Source organism: Labrys miyagiensis (assembly GCF_030160835.1).
Lineage (GTDB): Bacteria > Pseudomonadota > Alphaproteobacteria > Rhizobiales > Labraceae > Labrys > Labrys miyagiensis.
The window spans coordinates 1-22,383 of the sequence record NZ_BSPC01000075.1 but is presented as its reverse complement, the minus strand read 5'-3'; the positions used below and the strand labels follow the sequence as shown (position 1 = coordinate 22,383).

Genomic DNA, 22,383 nt, shown 5'->3' with positions numbered 1-22,383 from the left:
GGTTCAGGCCGGATGGACGGCCCGCCAATGGCGGGCGATATCGATGCGCCTGGCGATCCAGGCATCCTCATGCGAGCGCACATAGTCGACGAAGCGCTCCAGCGCCGCTGACTTGCCGGGCCGGCCGACCAGGCGGCAATGCAGGCCGATGGTGAACATCTTCGGCGCGCCTTCCTTCCCCTCGCGGTAGAGCACGTCGAACGTGTCCTTCAGATAGGTGAAGAACTGCTCGCCGGTGTTGAAGCCCTGTGCCGTGGCAAAGCGCATGTCGTTGGCTTCGAGCGTGTAGGGAATGACGAGATGCGGTCCCTTCGGCCCCGTGACCCAATAGGGCAGATCGTCGGCATAGCTGTCGGAGGAGTACAGGAAGCCACCCTCCTCCATCACCAACTCGTTGGTGTTCATGGAGGCGCGGCCGAGATAGAAGCCGAGCGGCCGCTCGCCGGTGACCTCGCGATGCAGCGCGATCGCCTGTTCGAGATGCGCCCTCTCGGTCTCGGGAGGCACGTCCTTGTATTCGATCCATTTGAGACCGTGGCTGGCGATCTCCCAGTCAGCCTCCCGCATCGCCGCGACCTGCTCGGGCGAACGCGCCAGCGCCGTGGCAACGCCATAGACGGTCACCGGCACCTTGCGGCTGGTGAACAGCCGCCACAGCCGCCAGAAACCGGCACGGGCTCCATATTCATAGATCGATTCCATGTTCCAATGGCGCTGCCCGGGCCAGTTGGTGGCACCCATGATGTCGGAGAGGAACGCTTCCGAATGCGGGTCACCATGCAGGATGTTGTTCTCGCCGCCTTCCTCGTAGTTCAGCACGAACTGTACGCAGACCTTGGCGCCGCCGGGCCATTTCGGATCCGGCGTGTGGCGGCCATAGCCGCGCAGGTCGCGAGGATAGGGCTGCAGCGAAATGGACATGGCGCCAGGCTCAGTTGCGCTTGAAGACGGGCTCGACGCGATTGGCCTGCCTGAGGAAGACGAAGATCGCATAGAGCGCGCAGAGCGCGAATACGCACTGCAGGATCGTCTCCACCGTCGAGCCGAGCTGGAAGAAGCCGGCCAGCGCCCAACCGGACGCCCAGGCCGCGCCCAGAAGCTCGGTACCGATGAGAATGGCGGCCGAGCAGATCGTGATCAGGCTGGTCCAGTTGATGGATGAGTCAGAGCTAGGCATGTCGTATCCCACGTAGTCTTGACTACGCTCTATACCATCAGGATGCGCTTTGCTACGCCTCAGGCGGATGACAAAACCGCAATGAGAAAGTGACATCGCTCATGGAAACGCCCGTCTTCGGCCATGCCGGTGTTGCTGCCCCCCATAATCTTGCCTGTGAGACCGGCCAGCGGATCCTGATCCAGGGCGGCAATGCGATCGAAGCGATGATCGCCATGGCGGCCACAATCGGCGTGGTCTATCCCCATAACAACAGCCTCGGGGGCGATGGTTTCTGGCTGGTGACCGACACGAAAAGGCGAGTTCATGCCATCCAGGCCTGCGGACCGGCCGGCGCCGGGGCGACGCTCAAGGCCTATCGCGACCTTGGCCACGACGCTATTCCCGCGCGCGGGGCCCTCGCCGCCCTCACCGTTCCCGGCGCCATCGGCGGCTGGCTGATCGCCGCCGACATGGCCCGGGCCTTTGGCGGCAAGCTGCCGCTCGGCGTCCTCATGGAAGATGCGATTCGGCATGCCCGCGACGGTTTCCCGGTATCGCCCTCGCAGGCGCGGGTCGAACCGCGCGAATTCGAGGAATTGAAAGCGGTTCCCGGCTTTGCGCCACTCTTCATGAAGGACGGCCAGCCCCTCAAGGCCGGCGAGCGCCTGGCGCAGCCGGCTTTGGCGGGATTGATCGACCAACTCGCCCATGCCGGCCTTGACGATTTCTACCGCGGCGATGCCGCCCGCGAGATCGCCGCCGACCTCGACCGCGCCGGCAGCTTCGTCACGCGCGACGACCTCAAGCGCTACCGGGCGAAGCTGCGCGAGCCTCTGAGCTTGACGCTGCCCGGCGCCACGGTCTTCAACCTGCCGCCGCCGAGCCAGGGCCTCTCGACCCTGATCATTCTCGGCCTCGCGGACCGCCTGAACATCCGGCGCGCCGGCAGCTTCGAGCACGTCCACGGTCTGGTGGAGGCGACGAAGAAGGCGACCGCCATCCGCAATCGCATCCTCGCCGATCCCGCTTTGATGACGGCGGATCCTACCGCCTTCCTGGCCCCGGCCTTCCTCGAAAAGGAGGCCGCTGCGATCTCGATGTCCCATGCCGGGCCGGGGCCCCTGCCCGGCGCGCCCGGCGACACGATCTGGATGGGCGCCATCGACAATCAGGGCATTGCCGTCAGCTATATCCAGTCGATCTTCTGGGATTTCGGTTCCGGCCTGGTACTGCCGAAGACCGGGTTGCTGATGCAGAACCGCGGCATGGCCTTCTCGCTCGATCCGCGCTCGCTGCGCGCGCTGGCTCCCGGGCGCCTGCCGTTCCACACCCTCAACCCGGCCATGGCACAGTTCTCCGACGGACGCCTCATGCCCTTTGGCACCATGGGCGGCGACGCCCAGCCCCAGATCCTGGCGCAGATCTTCTCGCGCTACCGCCTTGGCGAGGGGCTGGCGGACGCGATCGACGCCCCGCGCTTCGTGCTCAAGCGCGATGCCGAGGGCAAGCGGCCCCTCCTCTTCATGGAGAGCCGCTTCGACGATGCGCTTTACGGCACCCTCGACCGCGCCTGTCATCCCGTCGACATCGGCCCGGCCTATGCGGACGACTTCGGCCATTCCGGCGCTCTCGTCCGCCATGCCGCGAACGGCCGCGTCGAAGCCATGCACGATCCCCGCGCCGACGGCGGCGCGCTGGGGCTGTGACGATCAACCGGGACCCTGGGAATGCCGACACGCTATGCCATTTATTACGTCCCCGCACCGGAAAGCGCCCTCTGGCGCTTCGGCAGCGAGGTGCTGGGCTATGACGCCTATACAGGCAAGGCTGTGCCACAGTGGCATCCAGACGGAGTCTCCGCCGAGACTTGGCATGCGATGACCGCCGACCCCAGGCTCTATGGCTTTCACGCGACGCTGAAGGCACCGTTCCGGCTCAAGGAAGGCAGCAACGAAACGCAGTTGGTAAGCAGCCTTAAGCGGTTCGCGGCTGGGCGGGCGCCCTTCGATCTGGGCAAATGGATCGTCAAGCCCATTGCGTCCTCGCGCCCGGACAATGCGTTCCTGGCACTTGTGCCAGCGGCGCCTCCGGTGGAACTCGCGTGCCTGGAAGAAGCTGTCGTCAGGCATTTCGATGCCATGCGCGCTCGGCTGACGGAGGCGGAGGTCGCCAAGCGCAATCCGACACGCCTGAGCGAAAGGCAGCGCGCCTATCTCGCCGCCCATGGCTACCCCTATGTGCTGGAGGAATTCCGTTTTCACATGACCCTGAGCGGGGCCATCGAGAAAGCCCGTGAAATCGGTCCCCTCCTCGCCGAGCGCGCCCGGGACAGCGGTGTCGGTCCGGATCTCCGCCTCGATCGCCTCGGCCTGTTCAGGCAGGAGGACGGCGGGCGCTTCCGGGTGGTGAAGGTCGTGCCGCTCGGCTGACCGGCCATCGTTCCGCCCCAGTCGCGGGGTTACAAACGGGGCCGGTGAGTCGCTGATGCCGGTTCGCCTGATTTGGTGATTCCGGATACTCCATGCGCGCCCTGATCCTCGGCACATTGCTGCTCTTCTGCCTGGCGGGTGCAGCAAACGCCCATCCCCACGTCTTCGTCACCTCGGTGAGCGAGCTCGTCTACGACAATCAGGGCCGGATCACCGGGGTGAAGCAGAACTGGACCTTCGACGAAGCCTTCTCGTCCTACGCCACGCAGGGCATCCAGCAGAGCGCCGACGGCAGCTATACGCGCGAGGCTCTGGCGCCGCTCGCCGAGACCAATGTCGAGAACCTCAAGGATTTCGGCTATTTCACCTTCGGCAAGCTTGGTGGCAAGGAATTGCTGTTCCGTCCGCCGGTGGACTATTACCTTACCTACGCTAGCAATGTGCTGACGCTGCACTTCTTCCTGCCGCTCTCCTCGCCGCAGATGCAGGGCCAGAAGGCGCTGGCGCTGCAGATCTATGATCCCACCTATTATGTCGACTTCGAGCTCGCCGACGACAACCCCGTCAGCATGACCGGCGCGCCGCAGGGCTGCGCCCTCAACATCATCCGCCCCACCCCCCCGAGCGATGCCCAGAAGCAGGCAGCGCTGCAGCTTGACGAGGCCTATTTCAGCGCACTCGACGAGAACAAGAATTTCGGCGCCAAGTTCGCCAACAACATCCAGGTCAACTGCCCGTGAGGGTGGCTCTGCAACGGCGGCGCTGGCGAAAGCGTCATGGAATCGCTATCGCGCGCCGGGGCCGTCATTCCGGCTGTAGCGAAGCGGAACGCCGGAATCCAGGAACACGAACTTCGCAAGGCTGTGTTCGTGGATTCCGGATCTCACTTCGTTCGTCAGGAATGACGTCCTCCTATCTCACCGCCGGTTCGAGAAAGCCATATCTTGTTCTAGTCCTCGCATGGTCCACCCTCGCCATACTCTTGCTGACCGCCGGCCATGCCCTGGCGCAGCGCGCCTCGCCCTTCGGCGTGACGCAGCCCGAGCCGAATCTGCCTGGCTTTCTCAACAACAGCCCCTTCTTCGTCTGGGTCTATCTCCAGACCGCCCAGTTCAACCGCGAGATCAACCAGCTCGTGGTGGCGGCCAAGCAGAACGGCACGCTCGGCTGGGGGCTTGTCACGGCGAGCTTCATCTATGGTATCTTCCACGCCGCGGGCCCCGGTCACGGCAAGGCGGTGATCTCCTCCTATCTCTTCGCCAATGAGGAGGCGGTGAAGCGCGGCATTCTGCTCTCCGGCGCTTTCGCGCTGGCGCAGGCGGTGTCGGCCGTGGTCATCGTCACCATCCTGGCGGGGCTGCTCAACGCCACCTCGGCCACCATGGACAACACCACGCTCGCTCTCGAGCGGCTTTCCAATGTGATGGTGATGGCGGTTGGCGCCTGGCTGCTGTGGCGCAAGGGCCGGGCGCTGTGGGGGCTGATCGCCGCCCGCTATGGCCTGCCCGGTGCTGATATCCACCAGCATGACGAGAATTGCGGCCATCTGGCACTCCCCACCGATACCCCGCTTGCCAGGCGCAACAATATCCGCGCCATCCTGCTTGCCGGCCTTCGCCCCTGCACGGGCGCGCTGGTGGTGCTGGTGCTGACCTGGAAGCTCGGCATCTACGGCGTCGGCGTCATCTCAACCTTCGTGATGGGCCTCGGCACCGCCTGTACCATCGCGCTCATCGCCACCATCGCCGTGAGCGCCAAGAGCCTCGCCGTGCGCATGGCCGCCCCCGAGAGCTTCGGCGCGGCAGTGGCGGTGCGCACGCTGGAAGCCAGCCTGGCGCTGCTGGTCTTTGCCCTCGGCCTCGCCCTGCTGCTGCTGAGCACCGTGATAACGATGCCTGGGATGTAGGGCGGCTATACCCGCTGATCACCACCAAACTACTTGGCCATGACAAAGCGTCGCAGTATGATATCAGTTGTCGTAGGGGCGTGCGGGCGCACACTCGGAAGACCGGCATAGCAGCCCCCAGAGGCGGTGCCGGAAGGGCCGGAGGATCGACCGATGGGCCAACAGGTTGAAATGATCGTCCAGCGCCTGAGGCGCTTTGCCCGAGCGCTTTGCCGCGATTCCGAAACAGCCGATGCCCTCGTCCTCGAAGCCCTGTCCAGCCATGACGGCAAGCGCCTCGACTATCACCGTCTCCTCACCATGATCATCGCCCGCCGCCGCGACCTCGAGGAACGTGAAACGAGCATCAAGCCCCAGCGCCTGGTGCCGAAGACGGCCTCCACCGCCCCCGCTCCACCCGATATCCTGCGCGCTTTCGAACGCCTCGCCCTGCCCGACCGTGAAGTGCTGGCTTTGATCAGCGTCGAGGGCATGCCTTACGAAGAGGCCGCCTCCGTGCTGGCGCTCAGGGAAGAAACCTTCATCGCCCGTCTCACCCGAGCCCGGGCGGCCTTCGCCCGCCAGGTCGACGGCGAGCGCCATGTCGTGTTGCGGATCGTGAAATGACCGATCCGGCCCGTATTCCCGACCGTGTCTTCAATGCCCTCGTTGACGGCCGCCTGTCACCGCGTGTCGAGCGGGAGACTCGCGAGGCGCTGGAGACCGATCCGCAGGGCAATGAACGCGCCTCCACCTGGCAGCGCCAGAGCGAGGCCCTCCACGCTGCCCTCGCCCCGATCGCGCGCGAGCCGCTACCCCTGTCGATGATGCTGAAGCTGCGCAACGAGAAGCCGGAATCCTGGCATCGCGATACGACGCTCTGGCTTTATGTCGGGACCTTCGCAGCAGGCCTGGCGGTGGGGCTGGCGCTGGATTACGCCATGCCGATGATAAGGACGCTGGTGGGGTTCTAATTCCTGGGATCGCGGGCATCCTTGCCTGCCCTTCCTGTACACGCAGCGTTTCCAGGAGCAGGCAAGGATGCCCGCGATCCCAAGATGATTTCAGTGTCACTGAAATTGCCTCTCTTTTCAGTTGCAATTAAATCTCATCGTCCCTACCTTCCCGGCATGAAACTCGACGCCTGGCTCAAGCAGACCGCAACCCCCCGCAGCGCCTTCGCCAGGACGGTGGGGCTGTCGCCTGCCAGCATCACCGCCCTGTGCAACGACGACGGCGCCTGGATCTCGCGCGAGACCGCCACGCGCATCGCGGAGGCCACGGGCGGCAGCGTCACCCCGAATGACTTTCTGGGGCTTGCCCCGGTGCGGGAAAACCCCAAGGAGACTGTCGTGTCCCATCAGAAGATCCAGGCCGCCATCGAGGCCTTTGCCCGCGGCGAGATCGTGGTCGTGGTCGATGACGACGACCGTGAGAATGAAGGCGATCTCATCATCGCCGCCTCGCATCTGACCACCGAGAAGATGGCCTTCATCATCCGCAATTGCTGCGGCATCGTCTGCGCCCCGCTCACGCAGGAAGAAGCCAAGCGCCTGCGGCTCGACCCGATGGTGTCGCAGAACGATGCACCGCTCGGCACCGCCTTCACCGTCTCTGTCGATGTGCGTCACGGCCTCACCACCGGCATCTCGGCCGAGCAGCGCGCCAACACGGTGCGGGCGCTCGCCAACGGCAATATGGGCGCCAGCGACTTCGTGCGCCCCGGTCACATCTTCCCGCTGATCTCCAAGAATGGCGGCGTGCTGATGCGCTCGGGCCATACGGAAGCGGCGACAGACCTTTGCCGTCTTGCCGGCCTGCCGCAGGTGGCGGCGATCTGCGAGCTTGCCAATGACGACGGCACCGTGACGCGCGGGCCGGAGGTAGCCGCCTTCGCAGAGAAGCACGGCCTGCACCTGGTTTCGATCGCCGATCTCATCGCCTATCGCCAGGCGCGCGAGAAGCTGGTGGAACGCATCTCGACCTTCACCGTCGACAGCGAGATTGGCCCGCTCACCGCCCATGCCTACACCACGCCCTTCGACAGCGTGCATCATCTCGCCTTCGTGTATGGCAAGATCGGCGACGGCGAGAATGTGCCGACCCGCCTGCACCGCGCCGATGTGGTGACGGATATCTTCGGTGGCGCCAAGACGCTGAACAACGCGCTGGCCAAGTTCAAGGAAGCCGGCCGCGGCGTCATCATCTATCTGCGCGACGGCTCGGTGGGTGTGCCTACCGTGACTCACGGCCCCGACATGGGCTCGGAGGCCCTGCGCAGCGAGCAGTGGCGCGAGGTAGGCCTCGGCGCTCAGATCCTGCGCGACCTCGACGTCACCTCGATCAAGCTGCTCTCGACCAAGCCGCGCACCTATATCGGCCTCTCAGGCTTCGGCATCGAGATCAAGGGCACAGAGACGGTGTAGCCCAGAGGGCGGGCATCACAGTCAAATCGGCAGCGCCGTCGTCTTCTTCACGCTGCGCAGCGCCAGCGTCGACTGCACGCGCACCACGCCAGGCAATTGCGTCAATATCTCGGTGTGGATGCGCTCGAAATCGGCGGCATCGGCATAGGCCACCCGCACCATGTAATCGGCGGCGCCGGCCAGGAGACAGCATTCGGTGACTTCGGGATGGCGCTGGATCGCTGCCTCGAACGTGTCGAGGGCGCCACGGCCCTGCTGGTCCAGAGTGATCAGCACGAAGGCGACCCCTGGCACCCCTGCCGCCTTCTCGTCCAGCAGCATGACATAGCGGGCGATCAGCCCGCGCTCCTCCAGCAATTTCACCCGGCGCAGGCAGGCCGAGGGCGAGAGATTGACCCTCTCGGCAAGCTCGACATTGCTCAGACGGCCATCGGCTTGCAGCAGGTTGAGGATGGCGCGATCACGCCTATCGAGATCAATTGCGATCCTTGACATTTCATGCGCCTAATTTCCAAATCTATCGCATAATATGCGATAGATTTGATCCAGTTCCAGTGAATTCCGCGAGAAATTGCTCGTTTTACCGGCCATCATGCGTCATCGGAAACGGCCTGCCCAAAACAAGGGCCGCATGCAGGAGGATGGCAATGCTGATCGGTGTTCCCAAAGAGATCAAAGACAATGAATTTCGCGTGGGGCTGATCCCCTCCTCGGTGGCGGAGCTGGTGCATCACGGCCACAAGGTGATGGTCGAGACCAATGCCGGCATCGGCGCCGGCCTCTCCGATGACGACTACCGCAACGCGGGCGCCACAATCGTCGACAGCGCCAACCAGATCTTTGCAGAGGCCGAAATGGTGGTGAAGGTGAAGGAACCGCTGGCCGCTGAGCGCAAGAAGCTGCGCAAGGACCAGATCCTGTTCACCTATCTCCACCTCGCCCCCGACGCCGAGCAGACGCATGACCTCGTCGCCTCCGGGGCCATCTGCATCGCCTACGAGACGGTGACCTCCAACAACGGCGCCCTGCCCCTGCTCACCCCGATGTCGGAAGTCGCCGGGCGTCTCGCCCCGCAGGTCGGCGCCCACAGTCTCGAAAAAGCCCAGGGCGGCCGCGGCGTCCTGCTCGGCGGCGTGCCCGGCGTGCCGGCTGCCGAAGTCGTCATCCTCGGCGGCGGCGTTTCCGGCACGCATGCCGCCACCATCGCGGTGGGCATGGGCGCCAAGGTCACTGTGGTCGATCGCTCGGCCGAAGCGCTCAAGCGCCTCGCCGGCCAGTTCGGCACCTCGATCTCCACCGTGTTCTCCACGCGCTCGGCCATCGAGGAACTGGTGAAGCGCGCCGATCTCCTGATCGGCACGGTGCTGGTGCCCGGCGCCGCCGCACCCAAGCTGGTGACCCACGCCATGGTCAAGACCATGAAGCCCGGCGCGGTGATCGTCGACGTCGCCATCGACCAGGGCGGCTGCGTCGAAACCTCGAAGGCCACGACCCATTCCCACCCGACCTATGTCGTCGATGGCGTGGTGCATTACTGCGTCGCCAATATGCCGGGCGCGGTGGCGCGCACCTCGACCTTCGCGCTCAACAACGTCACCCTGCCCTTCGCGGTGGCGCTGGCCGACAAGGGCTGGAAAAAGGCGCTGCGCGACGACGTCCATCTGCGCAACGGCCTCAACGTCGCTGGCGGCAAGATCACCTGCCAGCCCGTCGCGGAAGCCCATGGCCTGGCCTATGTACCAGCCGAGAGCCTCATCGCGGCCTGAGGCCTCGTCAAGGCCGCCGCGGAGTGGCGTGCCGAACCGCCGCTCCGATCTCCTTCAACGCCCCTTCACCGGGACTCGCCTGATCTTGATCCGGGTGAGCAGCCTTGCTGCAAAGAAGACGCAGATGGCGGGCACCACGAAATCATCGATGCGCCCACCCATCAGCGAATTCGGGATGAGGTTCGGCAGAAAAGCGAAATAGGCGCAGGCGAGCACGAGCAGGCCGGTGGCGATGGCCTGATTGCGGGTGCCGCCGAACAGCCTGACCTTGCGGCGGACAAAGCGTTCCATCCGCCTCTTGAACGGTTGCCTGGAAGCGGACTTGACCACTGCGGCGGGCACAACAAGCGGCAATGCCACCTCGCTTTCATCCGCGCGCGCGGCAAGGATATCCGCCGCCTGCGCCTTCATCATCAGCACATAGGCGTCGTCCTGGATGTCAGGATACATGGAAAGCATCTCCATGATCATCGAGACCGTCGATGCCTGCAGGCTACGTCCGCGCCCCGCCTTGCCGACATTGATGCGGCTGCCGTCTCCCATCGCCGTCTTGATGCCGGCCGCGATCTGCTCTTTGCGCAAGGACACGCCTGAAAAGGCCAGCATCTCGCCGACGACCTTTTCAGGATCGGCGATGATGTCTTCATAGGCGAAGATCCGCGCGCTCTTGCTACTGCGCCAGCCCATGTAGAAATTGATGTACCAGGGGATGGCGAGCATCGCGATCATGCGCTCCATCTCGGCATCGTTCTGCGAGATGTGCTTCTTCTCAAGATAGAACATCGAACTCACCGGGCTTTCCCGATGAACATGGTCACGCAGGCTGACCACGATATCGAACAGACTGCGCACCAGCACGATCATCGAAACACGATATTCGTCGCAGAGCTGCTCTGTCCAGTTGCTGTACTTGGTATGCTGCTGGGCGACGTAATCAATCCCGGCGGCCTCGGCAAGACGGATCTCGCACAGCTCCTGCTCGCGCCGCCCATATTCAGGCACGAGCTCTATCTTCTGCAGCCCCGCGGCTGCCGCCAGGGCATTCGAGACGAATGTCGAAGCCGACTTCGGCATGCAGGCAACAAGTATATGGCGCGCCATCAAGATACTTCCACTCCAAGTGGCACTGGAATAGGCTCGACTTAACACCCCCCGGCTGAGCATCCATTAGATACAAGGAGTGCGGAAGATGCACAATGGCTCCGTTTCTGGGCGTTATGCCAGCCCACAGAAATATCCGGGCGAGACGGATGTGCCGTTCACCGCTGAAGCTCCAGATCCCTGAACACAGGGGCGATCGGGGTCGCCCGAAGGTGCGGACCGCTCCGTTCACAGGCGCCGACTTCGCGGTCGGGGAGCGGAACCCTGGCCCGTCATTGCGGGCGCAGCGAAGCAATCCAGTGGCAACAAACACCGCCCTTTGGTCCCTGATTGTTTCGCTGGGCTGCAATGACGGTATCTCCGTCGTCCTTGGTTCGGCCGGTCAGCGCTCTGCCGCCGCCCGCGACAGCCGGTCGCGGATGGCTTCGCCCAGGCCATGGGAGGGGATAGGCGCCACGGCGATGGCGGCGATACCGGGGCGGTCGAGAGCTCGCAGCATGCCGAAAAGATTGGCGGCGGCTTCCGTAAGGTCGCTCGTCGTGCTGAGATTGGCCGTGACCGTGGCGCCGCCATGGCCATCGCCGCCAAAACCGAGCCAGGCTTCGCCGGGCCGTGGGCCCTCGGCGTCCAGCCGCACCTGTGCCCTGGGCGCGTAATGCGAGGCGAGCATGCCCGGCGCCAGCGGCTCGTCGCCCGAACCCTCCGGCCCCTCCGCCAGGGCAAAGCCCAGCGCCTTCTCGATCGCCTCGCGTGACAGGCCGCCCGGCCGCAGCATGGCGACACGGTCGCCCAGGCAGGAGAGGATGGTCGATTCCACGCCCACCTGCGTACTGCCGCCATCGACGATCGCATCGATACGCCCGTCGAGATCGACGGCGACATGGGCGGCGGTGGTGGCACTGACATGACCGGAGCGATTGGCCGAAGGCGCGGCCACCGGCCGGCCGGTGGCCGCCAGAATCGCGCGGGCGACGCCATGATCCGGCACGCGAAGGGCCACGCTGTCGAGCCCGGCCGTGGCGATCTCGCTCACCGTGCAGGTCGCGGCCTTGGGCACCACCAGAGTCAGCGGCCCCGGCCAGAAGGCTTCGGCCAGACGGGCGGCGGCTGGCGAGAAGGCGCCCTGCTCCCGGGCAAACTCGAAGGAGGCCAGATGCGCTATCAGCGGATTGAAGCGCGGACGCCCCTTCGCCTCATAGATGCCGGCAACGGCGCGGCCATTGGTGGCATCGGCACCGAGGCCATAGACCGTCTCGGTTGGAAAGGCGACGAGGCCACCCTGAACGAGAAGGCCAGCGGCCTCGGCGATGGCGGAGGGACCGGTATCGAGGTGACGGGTGATGCGGGTCATGGACGCGGTGCTCGGGTGTGCCGGTTTTCCAGATCTGACTCGAAAATCACGGCAGGGCTCAAAGAGGCACTGGAAACGCCGTCATTGCGAGCCCAGCGAGGCAATCCAGGGGCCTGAGGGCGGCGTATACGGCCCCTGGATTGCCTCGCTGCGCTCGCAATGACGAACATCGGCCTCGCCACCAGCAATTCTTGTTGAGGCTCTTCGAGCTTGCCTCGGCACCTCCCCGGCAAACAATAGCGGTTCCATGCCATTCCAGGCACACCCTGGGCGGTGCGCACCATTGAACGCTCTTCTGTTGATCCAATCATGATGCGGCATTGCCCCCGGGCGCGCATTCCGTCAAGCTTGAAGGCGTGCAACCTGAGCAGAAGACCAGCACGCATGACCTATCAAGCGCCCGTTGCCGACATCGCCTTCTCCCTGCGCCACGTCGCCAATCTCGACGGATTGCAAGCCGAGGGCATCTATCCGGAAGCCACCCCCGACATCGTCGATGCCGTGCTGGAGGAAGCCGGACGTTTCGCCACCGACCGCATCGCCCCGCTCAACAGCGAGGGCGACCGGATCGGCGTTCGGCTCGAACAGCAGGGTGTGGTGACGGCGCCAGGCTGGCGCGACGCCTATGCCGACTGGAGCGCGGCCGGCTGGAACGGCCTGTCCGGCCCGACGGAATTCGGCGGCCAGGCCCTGCCACTCCTGCTCAATGCCGCCTGCATGGAGATGTGGAACTCTGCATCCATGGCCTTCGGCATCGGGCCGGTGCTGACCATCGGCGCGGTCGAGGCGCTTTCCGCCCATGCGACTCCCGAGATCCGGGCGACCTATATCGCCAAGCTCGTCAGCGGCGAGTGGATGGGCACCATGAACCTCACCGAGCCACAGGCGGGCTCCGATCTCGCGGCCTTGCGCTGCCGGGCCGAGCGGCGGGAGGATGGCAGCTACCGCATCTTCGGCCAGAAGATCTTCATCACCTATGGCGACCACGACCTGACCGAGAACATCGTGCATCTCGTGCTCGCCCGCCTGCCCGACGCGCCGGCCGGCACGCGCGGCATCTCGCTGTTCCTGGTGCCGAAATATCTGCCCGACGCCGCGGGCAATCCGGGCAAGCGCAACGATGCCTTCTGCTCCAGCGTCGAGCACAAGCTCGGCATCCACGCCTCGCCGACCTGCGTGATGGTGTTCGGCGACGAGGGCGGCGCCACCGGTTACCTGATCGGCGAGGAGCACAAAGGCCTCGCCTGTATGTTCACCATGATGAACAATGCCCGCCTCGCCGTCGGCCTGCAGGGCGTCGCCATCGCCGAGCGGGCCTATCAGCACGCCCTCGCCTATGCCCGCGAACGCCGCCAAGGCAAGAGCCCGCTCTGGCGCGAGGGCGGCATGAGCCCGATCATCGAGCATCCCGACGTCCGCCGCATGCTGATGGAGATGCGGGCCAAGACGGTTGCCGCTCGGGGCCTATGCTACCAGCTCGCCGAGGCCATCGACCGCTCCCATCACGAGAGCGATGTCAACAAGCGTAGACATGCCACCGATCTCGCTGCCCTGCTCACGCCCGTCGCCAAGGCCTTCTCCACCGACATCGGCAATGAGGTCGCATCCCTCGGCGTGCAGGTGCATGGCGGCATGGGCTATATCGAGGAGACGGGCGCGGCCCAGCATTTCCGCGACGCCCGCATCGCCGCGATCTATGAGGGCACCAACGGCATCCAGGCCATCGACCTCGTCACCCGCAAGGTGCCGCTCGACGGAGGCAAGGTGATCGGCGCCTTCATCGCGAGCCTGCGCGCCGCGCTTGAAGCGGTCGCCGCCAGCGAACGCTTCGCCGCCCTTGCTCCCGCTCTGGGAAAGGCCGTCGATGCCCTGGAACACGCCACAGCCTACATGTCGAAGCCGCACGAGCGCCCGGAGGATGCGCTTTCCGGCGCCACACCTTTTCTGCGCCTGTTCGCCATCGCGGCGGGCGGCGTGGTTGTGGCAAAGGAAGCACTTGCCGCGGCGGCGATCGATCCGCATCTGCCGGCCAACCGGCTGCGCATGGATACTGCCCATTTCTACGCCACGCAGCTTTCCCCCCAGGCCGAAGGCCTGGCGGCCGGCGCCATGAGCGGCTATGTCGCAGCAGGCCTGGAGACGGTATTCTGATAGGCAGAACTGGGCGGGGGCACCGGCGCTCAGCCTTTGCCACTTAGATAATGTTTATTCGCAAGGGAAACGCCGATGTCACTGGCCAACAAGACACTCTTCATCACCGGGGCCTCGCGCGGCATTGGGCTCGCCATAGCCCTGAAGGCGGCAAAGGACGGCGCCAATATCGTCATTGCCGCCAAGACCGAGACGCCGCATCCCAAGCTGGAGGGCACGATCTACACAGCCGCCGAGGATATCGAAAAAGCCGGCGGCAAAGCGCTGCCGCTGGTGGTTGACGTCCGCGACGAAGAGAGCGTCAAATCAGCCTTCGCCAAGGCGGACAGCCATTTCGGCGGCGTCGACATCGTCGTCAACAACGCCTCGGCGATCCAGATGAGCAAGGTCGCCGATATCGAGATGAAGCGCTTCGATCTCATGCACCAGATCAATGCGCGTGGCACGTTTCTTGTATCGAAAACCGCGCTTGCCTATCTCGCCAAGGCGGAGCGGCCGCATATCCTGATGCTGTCGCCGCCGCTCGACATGAAGGAAAAGTGGTTTGCCCCGCACACGGCCTATTCGATGGCGAAGTTCGGCATGAGCCTGGTGGTGCTCGGCCTCGCCGGCGAGACGCGCGGGCGCGTCGGCGTCAACGCGCTCTGGCCGCGCACGACCATCGCCACCGCCGCCATCAAGAACGTCCTCGGCGGCGAGGCCCTGATGCGCCGTTCGCGCAAGCCTGACATCTTGGCCGACTGCGCCTACCGGATTTTTCACAAGCCGGTCACTTTTTCGGGCAACTTTCTGATCGACGATTCGTTCTTGAGTGGCGAAGGCGTCACCGATTTCGAAGCCTACCGGGCAGTGCCCGGCGAGACGCTAGCCCCCGATTTCTTCGTGCCGGACGAGCCGGCGCCACCGCCCGGCGTGGTGATCGGGGAGAATACGTTCTGATATTTTTGAATATTCAATGGGTTTCACGCTGAATGACAACGCTGCTGGTCACGCATCCGGCCTATTCCCGCCACGAGACGCCGCGAGGGCATCCCGAAAGGGTCGACCGCATCCTGGCGGTCGAGGCCATGCTGGCCGATCCCTTGTTCGACAGTCTCGAGCGTGAGCTTGCGCCCGAGGCCTCCTTCGAGGCGATCGAAGCCTGTCACCCTCTCACCTATATCGAGACGCTGCAGCGCCTGAACCCGCATGACGACGAGGGTCTCGTGCAGATCGACGGCGACACCTCGATGTCGCCCGGCAGCTTCGAGGCCGCCATGCGGGGTGCCGGCGGCGCCACGCTCGCGGTGGACCGCGTGATGGAAGGCAAGGCGAGGAACGCCTTTTCAGCCTCCCGCCCACCCGGCCACCATGCCGAGCCCAAGCGCGCCATGGGCTTCTGCTTCTTCAACAATGTCGCCGTCGCCGCCCGCCATGCCCAGAAGGCGCATGGGGCCGAGCGCATCGCCATCATGGATTTCGACGTGCATCACGGCAACGGTACGCAGGCGATCTTCTGGAAGGATCCCAGCGTACTCTATGCCTCGACCCACGAGATGCCGCTCTACCCCGGCACTGGGGCACGCAGCGAAACGGGCGAGGCGGACACCATCGTCAACGTGCCCCTACGCGCCGGTCAGGGTGGGGCCGAATTCCGCGAGGCGATGAACACGCTGATCCTGCCGCGAATCCTCGACTTCTCGCCCGACATGATCCTGATCTCAGCCGGCTTCGACGCCCATGCGCGCGACCCGCTCGGCAGCCTCAACCTGATGGAGGAGGATTACGCCTGGGCGACCTCCGCGCTGATGCAGATCGCCGACAGAACCGCTGGCGGGCGCATCGTCTCGGTGCTGGAGGGCGGATACGACCTCACCGCGCTGGCGCGTTCAACCGGCGTGCATGTGGCGACGCTGATGCAGGCATAGGCTAGGAGCGCGGACGTCTCGTCCGCTCTTGAACCAAAGGCGTTTCAGGATCGAACGAAACGGCTGAGACGTTCCTGGGACCGCAGGCGTCTCGCCTGCGGTCCCAGGAGTGACTCGGCCGCTGGACGACTTCTGGTCGGCGAATCGTTTCCAAGAGCGGACGAGACGTCCGCGCTTCCAGGGAAGATCAATCCCCGTCTTCGAAGAACTGCCACTTGCCGTCCGGGCTGATGCCGAGGCGGTAGAAGGAGTAGACGCCCTTGTCCTGCATGTCCTGGAAGTCGCCGGCGGTGATCAGGCGGAAGAGTTCCACCATCTGCGGGCCCGTCAGCTTGTCGAGCGGGTAGCGCGCGAAATAGGGCCAGACATAGGCCTCTTGCGGCGTGCCGACATCGACATGCACATAGCCCGCCTCCAGCACATCCTCCATGATGGCCAGGATCTCGCGGCCCTTCGGGTCGCCGGCCAGCAGCTTCAGCGTGGCGATGGGATCGTCGCTGTCACCGCCCGAGAGCTCCGGCGTCTCGCCATTGGCGGCGATGATCGGGCGCAGCGATTCCAGTTCACCCGTCTTGATCGCGGCCAGCAATTTCTGGCGCAATTCCTTCACTGGCGGCGGCAAATCGGCGTCGCCGTAGAAGACCTGCGGCGGGGTCTGCGACGCGGCGTTGTCGTCACCGCCGGACGAGTCGCCGGCGGGCGGCGTCACCGTGGTGGTCGGCGTCTGCGTGCTGACGGAAGGCGGCGTGCCGGGGGCATTCTTGGTGGCGTCATTGGCGGCAAGGGCCTGGGTGATACCGACGGACGCGGTACCGAGCAGCAAAGCGAAGCCGGTTACGGCAAGGGCAATTCGGCGCATGGGCGATCACCAGAATCCGGAGGCAGGCGAATCATGGCGTTCGCCCATCTCTACCCTAGCCACAGAAGAAAGCGATTGCGAGCGTGGCGTCCCGCGCCCCGTACAGGCGTGCCCGTCACGTTCTATTGATGAACACCCTTGGGTGTGAATTCGCCGTTGCGCACGCGTTCCGGCAGACGTTCGGCGAAGCGGGCCACCGGCTCCTCGCCATAGGTGGCGACCAGTTCCTTGAAGGCGGTGAACAGGGCCGCGTTGGCCACGCAATCGCTGTCGATGCCGTCGAGAATCGCTTCTTCCCACGCCTGCAGCAGATAGTCGAGCGCCGCCCGCCGGGCATCGTCGGCCGCAAATTGCCGTTTCAACTGGGAGACGCGATCATACATGGCGAATTCCTGCCGCGGCCCCTGCCGCGGACGAAGACAGACCATAGCATTTCCGCGTCCCAGGAATAGACACTTCGGAATTAATCGTTAACGGCCATAACGCGAATCGAGGTCCTTGATGATCGCGCCGCTCTCGGCGAGATAGTCGCGGATCACCTTGGCGGCGGCCTGGTTGCAACTGCGGTAGGTTTCGCTATAGGCGCGGTAGCCGCGGTTGAAGGCACCTGCGTAGCGCTCCTTGCCAGCCTGGTCGAGCCCCTGGGCGTCGATGAGCTCATTCATCTTGTCGCGCCAGGCCGGTGCATCGGCAAAGCCGCACAGGGCTCTGAGATAATGCAGCGCGCCCATGAGCTCGGAGAGGCGCAGCAATTGCGGCTCATAGGCCGGCCTCTGCGGACCTGCCGGGGGTGGCGCCGTCTGCGCCGTCGCGGCCAGCGGCGCGAGGAAAACCGCCACGGCGAGCGCCGGAAGAAGGCGGCGCCTCATGACAGCACAGCCCTGGCGGCGGCAACGATGTCGGCCAGCCGATCAGTCACCGGCAGACCGTCGAGGGTGGCGGGATCGGCCCAGCGAAAGGCGAGGGTCTCCTCGCTGATCCGGGGCTCGCCCTCACGGGAGAGGGCGGCGAAGACGGCGATGACGAAGTGCCGGTGCACCGCCCCGGCCTCGTCGCGATAGACAACTTCGTTGTGCCGCACGAAGCCGGCGATTTCGACCTCGAGCCCCGTTTCCTCCCGCACCTCCCGCCGCGCCGCCTCTTCCAGCGTCTCGCCAAGTTCGACCACCCCGCCCGGCAGCGAGAACAACCCCTGCCCTGGCGAGCGCGCCCGTTCGCCGAGCAGCACCTTGCCGTCCCGGAAGATGGCGACACTGGCTGCGAGAATCGGACGGGAGGGGTAGGATCGGCTGGCATCTGTCATGGCGACACTATTCGCGGCAGCGGGCTCCCAGGCAACAGCATTGAGACGATGACTGGCCGTTTTGCACTCACCCATTCGCCGCAGGAGGTACGGCACTGGTTCGGCTATGCCGAGGAGCCGGACTTTCCGCCGCGCTACAACATCGCGCCGAGCCAGCCGGTGGCGGTGGTGCATGCCGATTTCTCGGCGCGGCACTTCACCCTGATGCGCTGGGGCTTCATTCCCGCCTTCATCAAGGATACCGCCAGCTATCCCCTCATGATCAACATCCGCTCCGAGACGGTGCAGGAGAAGCCCTCCTTCCGCAACGCCTTCGTGCGCCGGCGCTGTCTGTTGCCGGCCGACGCCTTCTACCAGTGGCAGAATGCGGGCCGGACAAAGCAGCCCTTCCTGCTGCGCCGGCCCGATCGCGGCCTGCTCGCCCTCGCTGCGATCTGGGAGACATGGTCGGGCATGGATGGCAGCGAGATCGACACGGTCGGCCTCCTGACCACCGATGCAAACGGCACGCTGGCGGCGATCAGCGAGCGCAGCCCGGTGTTGATCGCGCGCGAGGCGGCGGCGCTCTGGCTCGATCCGCTCGCCAAGCCGGAGGAAGCTGCAGAACTGCTGCGCCCGCCCCCCGAGGATCTGCTTGAACTCGTGCGCATCGCCCCCCATGTCAACAGAGCCGAGAATGACGGACCGCATATCCAGGATGAGGTTCCCTCCCGAAGCACATGAAAGACAAGGACAATCATGAAGGCCATTCCAGCCGTGACAGCCCTGCTCCTCGCTTTCGCCCTTGCCGGATGCTCGGCCGGCGTGAGTGTCGGCAGCGCCAGCTACAGCGCCGATGATCGCGGCGAGACCTTGTGCACGCACAGCTATGGCGCCAGCGTGAATGCGCCGGACGCGCAGCATAGCGGCGTGCATCGCCAGGGCGGCTGCCTGAGCCGGGATGTCCAGGACGACGACTGAAGGTCCTCAAGCCTGCCCGGCCAGGGACACAGCCATGCGCAACAATTCGGCGTTGTCGGCCGCGAGCTTGCCGTCCGGTAGCGTGACGCCGTCCTCCAGGCCGATACGCCGATCGAGGCCCCGCTTCAGCGCTTCCTCATGGATGGGCCACATCGTCCTGTCGGCGCCGTGCAGGAGGATCGGCAGATCCAGGCCGGCATTCCTGATGACGGCGAGGATGTCGCGCGCCACATGCAGGCCCGCCTCGATATCCTGTTCGTTGATCTCGACCAGGATGCGCAGGCAGCGCTCGGCCGAAGGCAGTGCCACGAAGCGCAGGGCGTCGGCCACCGACCACAGCCCCGCCTCGATGCCGATGCCGCGGCGGATCATCAGCGCCATGATCTCCGGCGCGTCCTCCTCGATGAGATTGATGGAGACGTAGTCGGGCAACACACGCCATTCGCGTATCGGCGCTTGCCGCGCCCGGCCGCCAGGCGTGATGTCCCACAGGGTGGAAATGCCGACGGGAACGCCCGGCACGCTCTCGCGGATGGCCAGCAATGCATTGCCGACATCATGTGGCTCCAGGCTCTGCTCGCCGTCATGCCCGCGCGGATGCACATGGAGTTCCTCGGCACCGGCCTCGATGGCGGCCCGCGCATCGGTTGCAAGCTCGGCCGGGGTGCAGGCAATCGCCGGATGAAAGCCACGCTTGCGGTTACCGTTCAGACATGCCTGCAACATGGGACGTCTCTCATTACTGCAACTGCTCGCCTTTTCCGGCAAGAAGGCAAGCGTGATATGGCGTCCATATGAGGCGATACGATGTTGAGGCCGCCCTACAGCACCTTGCCCGGGTTCATGATGCCCTTGGGATCGAGCGTCGCCTTGATCGCCCGCATCATCTCCATCTCCACCGGGTCCTTCACCCCCGGCAACAGGGCGCGCTTCGCCTGGCCGATGCCGTGCTCAGCCGAGATCGAGCCGTGGAACTCGGCGACGATGGCGTGCACCACCTCGTTGGTGGCCTCCCATTTGGCAAGGAATTCCTTCTTGTCGCCGCCGACGGGCTGCGAGACGTTGAAATGGATGTTGCCGTCACCGAGATGGCCGAAGGGCAGCGGACGGCAGCCGGGGATGAAGGCCTCCACCGCGGCGATCGCCTTGTCGAGGAAGGCAGGCACCAGGCGGATCGGCACGGAAACGTCGTGCTTGATCGAGCCGCCCTCGAATTTCTGCGTTTCCGACAATTGCTCGCGCAGGCGCCAGAAATCGGCGGCCTGCTCCAGCGACGACGCGATCACCGCATCCCCGGCATAGCCCTTCTCATAGGCCGCCATCAGCATGCCTTCCAGGGCGTCGCCTACGCCCTCCTCCGACTGGGTGGACACTTCCAGCAGCACGTACCAGGGATATTTCTCTGCGATGGGATCGCGGGCATCCGATACGTGGCGCACCACGAAGTCGATGCCGAGGCGTGGCATCAGCTCGAAGGCGGTGACCGTGCCGCCGCCATTCGCCCGCGCCTCATGCAGGAGGTTGAGGGCGTCCGCCGGGCTGTCGACCCCGATGAAGGCGGTGCCCACCGAGCGGGGCTTGGGGAAGATCTTCACCACCGCGGCGGTGACGATGCCGAGCGTGCCCTCCGCGCCGATGAAGAGGTTCCTGAGATCATAGCCGGTGTTGTCCTTGCGCAGATGGCGCATGCCATGCCAGATGCGCCCGCCTGGCAGCACCACCTCCAGGCCGAGGATGAGATCGCGCGTGTTGCCATAGGCGATCACGCCGGTGCCGCCGGCATTGGTGCCGATATTGCCGCCGATAGTGCAGCTCCCCTCCGAGGGCAGCGAGAGCGGGAAGAAGCGCCCGACTCCATCCGCTGCCTCCTGCACCCGCTGCAGCGTGACGCCGGCCTCGACGTCGAGCGTGTTGCTGTCGGGATCGGCGGCCCTGACCTTGTCGAGCCGCTTCAGGGAGACCAGCAGCTCATTGCCGGTGGCATGCGGCACTTGCCCGCCGACCAGTCCGGTATTGCCGCCCTGCGGCACGATCGAGGTGCCGGTCTCATCGGCGAGCTTGAGGATGGCGGAGACCTCCTCCACTGATCCGGGCAGCAGCACCAGCGGCGTCCTGCCGTGATAGCGGTCGCGCCATTCCTTGAGGTAGGGCTGCTGGTCGTTGATGTCGGAGATGGCGTATTTGGCGCCGACGATAGCGGCAAAGCGGGCCAGAAGGTCGGAGGAAATCTCAGCAGCCATAGATAGTTACCTTAATGATCTTGCGAATATGGTGAAACGGTTGAGCTTTTGGTTCAAGCCACGGCTCGATATGTTTGCGATAAAATGCATGCGTACCTGATTTCTGCAGAGACGAGGCCGCAGCAAAACTTAAAGGGCTGACGGCCAGCGCTGTTTGCCGTGCAGGAGACGAAGGATTACGACAGCCTCTTCTTCGACCCTGTAGGCGACAATGTAGGGGGTGCCACCCACAACCAATTCACGGGTGCCAGCGACCCGACCCAATCTCCCGAGATGAGGGTGATCGGCCAACCGGAGAACGGCAGCTTCGATCATGTCGCCCATGTCGATGGCGGCCCAGGGGCTGCGTTCAGCGATATGGGCCAGTTGACCTTCCCGGCTTTCCTCCGCGATCGGCAGCCATTCAATTCTCACCGAGATTTCCTGCCCGCGCGCTCAATCAATTCAGCGCGCTGACGCCGCCAGTTGTTCGTGACGTCTTCCTGGGCAACACGCCTCACATTGGGGTCGTCCGCTTCACGCATGCCCTGCTCCACCTCGGCGCGGAACCAGGCATCGTGGTCCCGGGCTTCCTGTTGCTGCTGGATGAAGTCTCGCATGAGCTCGCGGACGACCTGGGAGGCCGGGCGATGCGCCGCCTGGGCCTCGGCCATGAAGGCGCTGTGAAGCTCGGCCTCCAACTTCAGCGTGAACATGGTCTCCTTCGACATGGCGAACCTCCATCGATCTATACGACGTATATACCTTTGGAACGCCATCACGCAACCATCCGACTAAGGAATCGCTAGATGTGGATTGTCATGAGGTTGTTCCCGGTTAAATTGAGACGACTGATTGGTGTTTTAA

At 64.8% G+C, this 22,383-nt stretch carries 25 protein-coding genes and 1 pseudogene; 13 read left to right on the top strand and 13 right to left on the bottom strand.

Annotated elements, in window-relative coordinates:
• Positions 1–12: 12 nt before the first annotated feature.
• Both puuE and QQL24_RS32070 read right to left on the bottom strand, forming a co-directional pair.
• Positions 13–921: pseudogene (gene puuE / locus QQL24_RS32075) on the bottom strand (allantoinase PuuE); the annotation flags it as partial.
• Between the two features lie 10 nt (positions 922–931).
• The gene (locus tag QQL24_RS32070) at positions 932–1,177 is read right to left on the bottom strand and encodes a hypothetical protein (protein ID WP_284316382.1); all 246 of its coding nucleotides are present in this window, start codon (positions 1,175–1,177) and stop codon (positions 932–934) included.
• A gap of 101 nt (positions 1,178–1,278) precedes the next feature.
• Here QQL24_RS32070 and QQL24_RS32065 point away from each other — a divergent pair, with 101 nt between their 5' ends.
• The 7 genes from QQL24_RS32065 (at position 1,279) to ribB (ending at position 7,899) form a co-directional block, all read left to right on the top strand.
• Complete coding sequence (locus tag QQL24_RS32065; protein ID WP_284316381.1) at positions 1,279–2,865, top strand: gamma-glutamyltransferase family protein; 1,587 nt, start codon at positions 1,279–1,281, stop codon at positions 2,863–2,865.
• A gap of 21 nt (positions 2,866–2,886) precedes the next feature.
• Positions 2,887–3,588 carry a DUF1045 domain-containing protein gene (locus tag QQL24_RS32060; RefSeq protein WP_284316380.1) on the top strand — a complete coding sequence of 234 codons (702 nt, stop codon included), beginning with the start codon at positions 2,887–2,889 and terminating at the stop codon, positions 3,586–3,588.
• Positions 3,589–3,680: 92 nt separating this feature from the next.
• Positions 3,681–4,328 carry a DUF1007 family protein gene (locus QQL24_RS32055; RefSeq protein WP_284316379.1) on the top strand — a complete coding sequence of 216 codons (648 nt, stop codon included), beginning with the start codon at positions 3,681–3,683 and terminating at the stop codon, positions 4,326–4,328.
• 161 nt (positions 4,329–4,489) lie between these two features.
• Positions 4,490–5,494: a nickel/cobalt transporter gene (locus QQL24_RS32050; protein WP_284316378.1), complete on the top strand. Its 1,005-nt coding sequence runs from the start codon at positions 4,490–4,492 to the stop codon at positions 5,492–5,494.
• A gap of 153 nt (positions 5,495–5,647) precedes the next feature.
• Entirely contained in the window at positions 5,648–6,100 is a 453-nt protein-coding gene (locus tag QQL24_RS32045; protein WP_284316377.1) for a sigma factor-like helix-turn-helix DNA-binding protein, read from the top strand.
• Positions 6,097–6,447 carry an anti-sigma factor gene (locus QQL24_RS32040; RefSeq protein WP_284316376.1) on the top strand — a complete coding sequence of 117 codons (351 nt, stop codon included), beginning with the start codon at positions 6,097–6,099 and terminating at the stop codon, positions 6,445–6,447. Before QQL24_RS32045 ends, QQL24_RS32040 begins: the two co-directional genes overlap by 4 nt.
• Positions 6,448–6,603: 156 nt before the next feature.
• Positions 6,604–7,899: a 3,4-dihydroxy-2-butanone-4-phosphate synthase gene (gene ribB, locus QQL24_RS32035; RefSeq protein WP_284316375.1), complete on the top strand. Its 1,296-nt coding sequence runs from the start codon at positions 6,604–6,606 to the stop codon at positions 7,897–7,899.
• 21 nt (positions 7,900–7,920) lie between these two features.
• On the opposite strand, the gene QQL24_RS32030 is transcribed toward ribB, so the two are convergent.
• Positions 7,921–8,394, bottom strand: coding sequence for an Lrp/AsnC family transcriptional regulator (locus QQL24_RS32030; RefSeq protein ID WP_284316374.1), 474 nt, complete (start codon positions 8,392–8,394; stop codon positions 7,921–7,923).
• A gap of 152 nt (positions 8,395–8,546) precedes the next feature.
• Between QQL24_RS32030 and ald the strand changes: the two genes are divergently transcribed.
• Positions 8,547–9,665: an alanine dehydrogenase gene (gene ald / locus QQL24_RS32025; protein ID WP_284316373.1), complete on the top strand. Its 1,119-nt coding sequence runs from the start codon at positions 8,547–8,549 to the stop codon at positions 9,663–9,665.
• Between the two features lie 54 nt (positions 9,666–9,719).
• Here the strand turns inward: ald and QQL24_RS32020 are convergent, their stop codons facing one another.
• Both QQL24_RS32020 and QQL24_RS32015 read right to left on the bottom strand, forming a co-directional pair.
• On the bottom strand, positions 9,720–10,766 hold the full coding sequence (locus QQL24_RS32020; RefSeq protein WP_284316372.1) for a sulfotransferase domain-containing protein: 1,047 nt from the start codon (positions 10,764–10,766) through the stop codon (positions 9,720–9,722).
• Positions 10,767–11,148: 382 nt separating this feature from the next.
• Positions 11,149–12,117, bottom strand: coding sequence for an L-threonylcarbamoyladenylate synthase (locus tag QQL24_RS32015; RefSeq protein WP_284316371.1), 969 nt, complete (start codon positions 12,115–12,117; stop codon positions 11,149–11,151).
• Positions 12,118–12,501: 384 nt separating this feature from the next.
• Between QQL24_RS32015 and QQL24_RS32010 the strand changes: the two genes are divergently transcribed.
• The 3 genes from QQL24_RS32010 (at position 12,502) to QQL24_RS32000 (ending at position 16,175) form a co-directional block, all read left to right on the top strand.
• Positions 12,502–14,268: an acyl-CoA dehydrogenase family protein gene (locus tag QQL24_RS32010; protein ID WP_284316370.1), complete on the top strand. Its 1,767-nt coding sequence runs from the start codon at positions 12,502–12,504 to the stop codon at positions 14,266–14,268.
• Between the two features lie 75 nt (positions 14,269–14,343).
• The gene (locus QQL24_RS32005; protein WP_284316369.1) at positions 14,344–15,207 is read left to right on the top strand and encodes an SDR family oxidoreductase; all 864 of its coding nucleotides are present in this window, start codon (positions 14,344–14,346) and stop codon (positions 15,205–15,207) included.
• 32 nt (positions 15,208–15,239) lie between these two features.
• Positions 15,240–16,175 carry a histone deacetylase family protein gene (locus QQL24_RS32000; protein WP_284316368.1) on the top strand — a complete coding sequence of 312 codons (936 nt, stop codon included), beginning with the start codon at positions 15,240–15,242 and terminating at the stop codon, positions 16,173–16,175.
• A gap of 187 nt (positions 16,176–16,362) precedes the next feature.
• On the opposite strand, the gene QQL24_RS31995 is transcribed toward QQL24_RS32000, so the two are convergent.
• From QQL24_RS31995 to QQL24_RS31980, 4 genes are all read right to left on the bottom strand, one after another.
• Positions 16,363–17,034 carry a hypothetical protein gene (locus QQL24_RS31995; RefSeq protein ID WP_284316367.1) on the bottom strand — a complete coding sequence of 224 codons (672 nt, stop codon included), beginning with the start codon at positions 17,032–17,034 and terminating at the stop codon, positions 16,363–16,365.
• 122 nt (positions 17,035–17,156) lie between these two features.
• Complete coding sequence (locus QQL24_RS31990) at positions 17,157–17,417, bottom strand: hypothetical protein (RefSeq protein ID WP_284316366.1); 261 nt, start codon at positions 17,415–17,417, stop codon at positions 17,157–17,159.
• A gap of 87 nt (positions 17,418–17,504) precedes the next feature.
• Positions 17,505–17,903, bottom strand: coding sequence for a TIGR02301 family protein (locus QQL24_RS31985; protein WP_284316365.1), 399 nt, complete (start codon positions 17,901–17,903; stop codon positions 17,505–17,507).
• Positions 17,900–18,337: an NUDIX hydrolase gene (locus tag QQL24_RS31980; protein WP_284316364.1), complete on the bottom strand. Its 438-nt coding sequence runs from the start codon at positions 18,335–18,337 to the stop codon at positions 17,900–17,902. Before QQL24_RS31980 ends, QQL24_RS31985 begins: the two co-directional genes overlap by 4 nt.
• 48 nt (positions 18,338–18,385) lie before the next feature.
• Here QQL24_RS31980 and QQL24_RS31975 point away from each other — a divergent pair, with 48 nt between their 5' ends.
• Together QQL24_RS31975 and QQL24_RS31970 are read left to right on the top strand one after the other, a co-directional pair.
• Positions 18,386–19,060 (top strand): SOS response-associated peptidase, encoded by a 675-nt coding sequence (locus QQL24_RS31975; protein WP_284316363.1) that lies wholly within the window; start codon positions 18,386–18,388, stop codon positions 19,058–19,060.
• A 15-nt stretch (positions 19,061–19,075) separates the two neighbouring features.
• Entirely contained in the window at positions 19,076–19,297 is a 222-nt protein-coding gene (locus tag QQL24_RS31970; RefSeq protein ID WP_284316362.1) for a hypothetical protein, read from the top strand.
• A 6-nt stretch (positions 19,298–19,303) separates the two neighbouring features.
• Here QQL24_RS31970 and QQL24_RS31965 read toward each other — a convergent pair whose 3' ends face one another.
• From QQL24_RS31965 to QQL24_RS31950, 4 genes are all read right to left on the bottom strand, one after another.
• Entirely contained in the window at positions 19,304–20,023 is a 720-nt protein-coding gene (locus tag QQL24_RS31965) for a 3-keto-5-aminohexanoate cleavage protein (RefSeq protein WP_284316361.1), read from the bottom strand.
• Positions 20,024–20,118: 95 nt separating this feature from the next.
• A complete protein-coding gene (locus tag QQL24_RS31960) occupies positions 20,119–21,537 on the bottom strand; it encodes an FAD-binding oxidoreductase (protein WP_284316360.1) in 1,419 nt (472 codons plus the stop codon).
• A 129-nt stretch (positions 21,538–21,666) separates the two neighbouring features.
• Positions 21,667–21,951 carry a type II toxin-antitoxin system RelE/ParE family toxin gene (locus tag QQL24_RS31955; RefSeq protein ID WP_284316359.1) on the bottom strand — a complete coding sequence of 95 codons (285 nt, stop codon included), beginning with the start codon at positions 21,949–21,951 and terminating at the stop codon, positions 21,667–21,669.
• A complete protein-coding gene (locus QQL24_RS31950; RefSeq protein ID WP_284316358.1) occupies positions 21,948–22,247 on the bottom strand; it encodes a hypothetical protein in 300 nt (99 codons plus the stop codon). The genes QQL24_RS31955 and QQL24_RS31950 overlap by 4 nt, the downstream gene beginning before the upstream one ends.
• Positions 22,248–22,383 lie beyond the last annotated feature (136 nt).

What these genes read in the sequence shown, in the direction of transcription:
- QQL24_RS31950 (WP_284316358.1), bottom strand. Translation starts at nt 22,247, where the DNA reads ATGTCGAAGGAGACCATGTTCACGCTGAAGTTGGAGGCCGAGCTTCAC.
- QQL24_RS31975 (WP_284316363.1), top strand. Translation starts at nt 18,386, where the DNA reads ATGACTGGCCGTTTTGCACTCACCCATTCGCCGCAGGAGGTACGGCAC.
- QQL24_RS32070 (WP_284316382.1), bottom strand. Translation starts at nt 1,177, where the DNA reads ATGCCTAGCTCTGACTCATCCATCAACTGGACCAGCCTGATCACGATC.
- QQL24_RS32060 (WP_284316380.1), top strand. Translation starts at nt 2,887, where the DNA reads ATGCCGACACGCTATGCCATTTATTACGTCCCCGCACCGGAAAGCGCC.
- QQL24_RS32000 (WP_284316368.1), top strand. Translation starts at nt 15,240, where the DNA reads ATGACAACGCTGCTGGTCACGCATCCGGCCTATTCCCGCCACGAGACG.
- ribB (WP_284316375.1), top strand. Translation starts at nt 6,604, where the DNA reads ATGAAACTCGACGCCTGGCTCAAGCAGACCGCAACCCCCCGCAGCGCC.
- QQL24_RS31965 (WP_284316361.1), bottom strand. Translation starts at nt 20,023, where the DNA reads ATGTTGCAGGCATGTCTGAACGGTAACCGCAAGCGTGGCTTTCATCCG.
- QQL24_RS32015 (WP_284316371.1), bottom strand. Translation starts at nt 12,117, where the DNA reads ATGACCCGCATCACCCGTCACCTCGATACCGGTCCCTCCGCCATCGCC.
- QQL24_RS32045 (WP_284316377.1), top strand. Translation starts at nt 5,648, where the DNA reads ATGGGCCAACAGGTTGAAATGATCGTCCAGCGCCTGAGGCGCTTTGCC.
- QQL24_RS31985 (WP_284316365.1), bottom strand. Translation starts at nt 17,903, where the DNA reads ATGAGGCGCCGCCTTCTTCCGGCGCTCGCCGTGGCGGTTTTCCTCGCG.
- QQL24_RS32040 (WP_284316376.1), top strand. Translation starts at nt 6,097, where the DNA reads ATGACCGATCCGGCCCGTATTCCCGACCGTGTCTTCAATGCCCTCGTT.
- QQL24_RS32065 (WP_284316381.1), top strand. Translation starts at nt 1,279, where the DNA reads ATGGAAACGCCCGTCTTCGGCCATGCCGGTGTTGCTGCCCCCCATAAT.
- ald (WP_284316373.1), top strand. Translation starts at nt 8,547, where the DNA reads ATGCTGATCGGTGTTCCCAAAGAGATCAAAGACAATGAATTTCGCGTG.
- QQL24_RS31970 (WP_284316362.1), top strand. Translation starts at nt 19,076, where the DNA reads ATGAAGGCCATTCCAGCCGTGACAGCCCTGCTCCTCGCTTTCGCCCTT.
- QQL24_RS32010 (WP_284316370.1), top strand. Translation starts at nt 12,502, where the DNA reads ATGACCTATCAAGCGCCCGTTGCCGACATCGCCTTCTCCCTGCGCCAC.
- QQL24_RS31960 (WP_284316360.1), bottom strand. Translation starts at nt 21,537, where the DNA reads ATGGCTGCTGAGATTTCCTCCGACCTTCTGGCCCGCTTTGCCGCTATC.
- QQL24_RS32055 (WP_284316379.1), top strand. Translation starts at nt 3,681, where the DNA reads ATGCGCGCCCTGATCCTCGGCACATTGCTGCTCTTCTGCCTGGCGGGT.
- QQL24_RS32030 (WP_284316374.1), bottom strand. Translation starts at nt 8,394, where the DNA reads ATGTCAAGGATCGCAATTGATCTCGATAGGCGTGATCGCGCCATCCTC.
- QQL24_RS32050 (WP_284316378.1), top strand. Translation starts at nt 4,490, where the DNA reads ATGACGTCCTCCTATCTCACCGCCGGTTCGAGAAAGCCATATCTTGTT.
- QQL24_RS32005 (WP_284316369.1), top strand. Translation starts at nt 14,344, where the DNA reads ATGTCACTGGCCAACAAGACACTCTTCATCACCGGGGCCTCGCGCGGC.
- QQL24_RS32020 (WP_284316372.1), bottom strand. Translation starts at nt 10,766, where the DNA reads ATGGCGCGCCATATACTTGTTGCCTGCATGCCGAAGTCGGCTTCGACA.
- QQL24_RS31980 (WP_284316364.1), bottom strand. Translation starts at nt 18,337, where the DNA reads ATGACAGATGCCAGCCGATCCTACCCCTCCCGTCCGATTCTCGCAGCC.
- QQL24_RS31995 (WP_284316367.1), bottom strand. Translation starts at nt 17,034, where the DNA reads ATGCGCCGAATTGCCCTTGCCGTAACCGGCTTCGCTTTGCTGCTCGGT.
- QQL24_RS31990 (WP_284316366.1), bottom strand. Translation starts at nt 17,417, where the DNA reads ATGTATGATCGCGTCTCCCAGTTGAAACGGCAATTTGCGGCCGACGAT.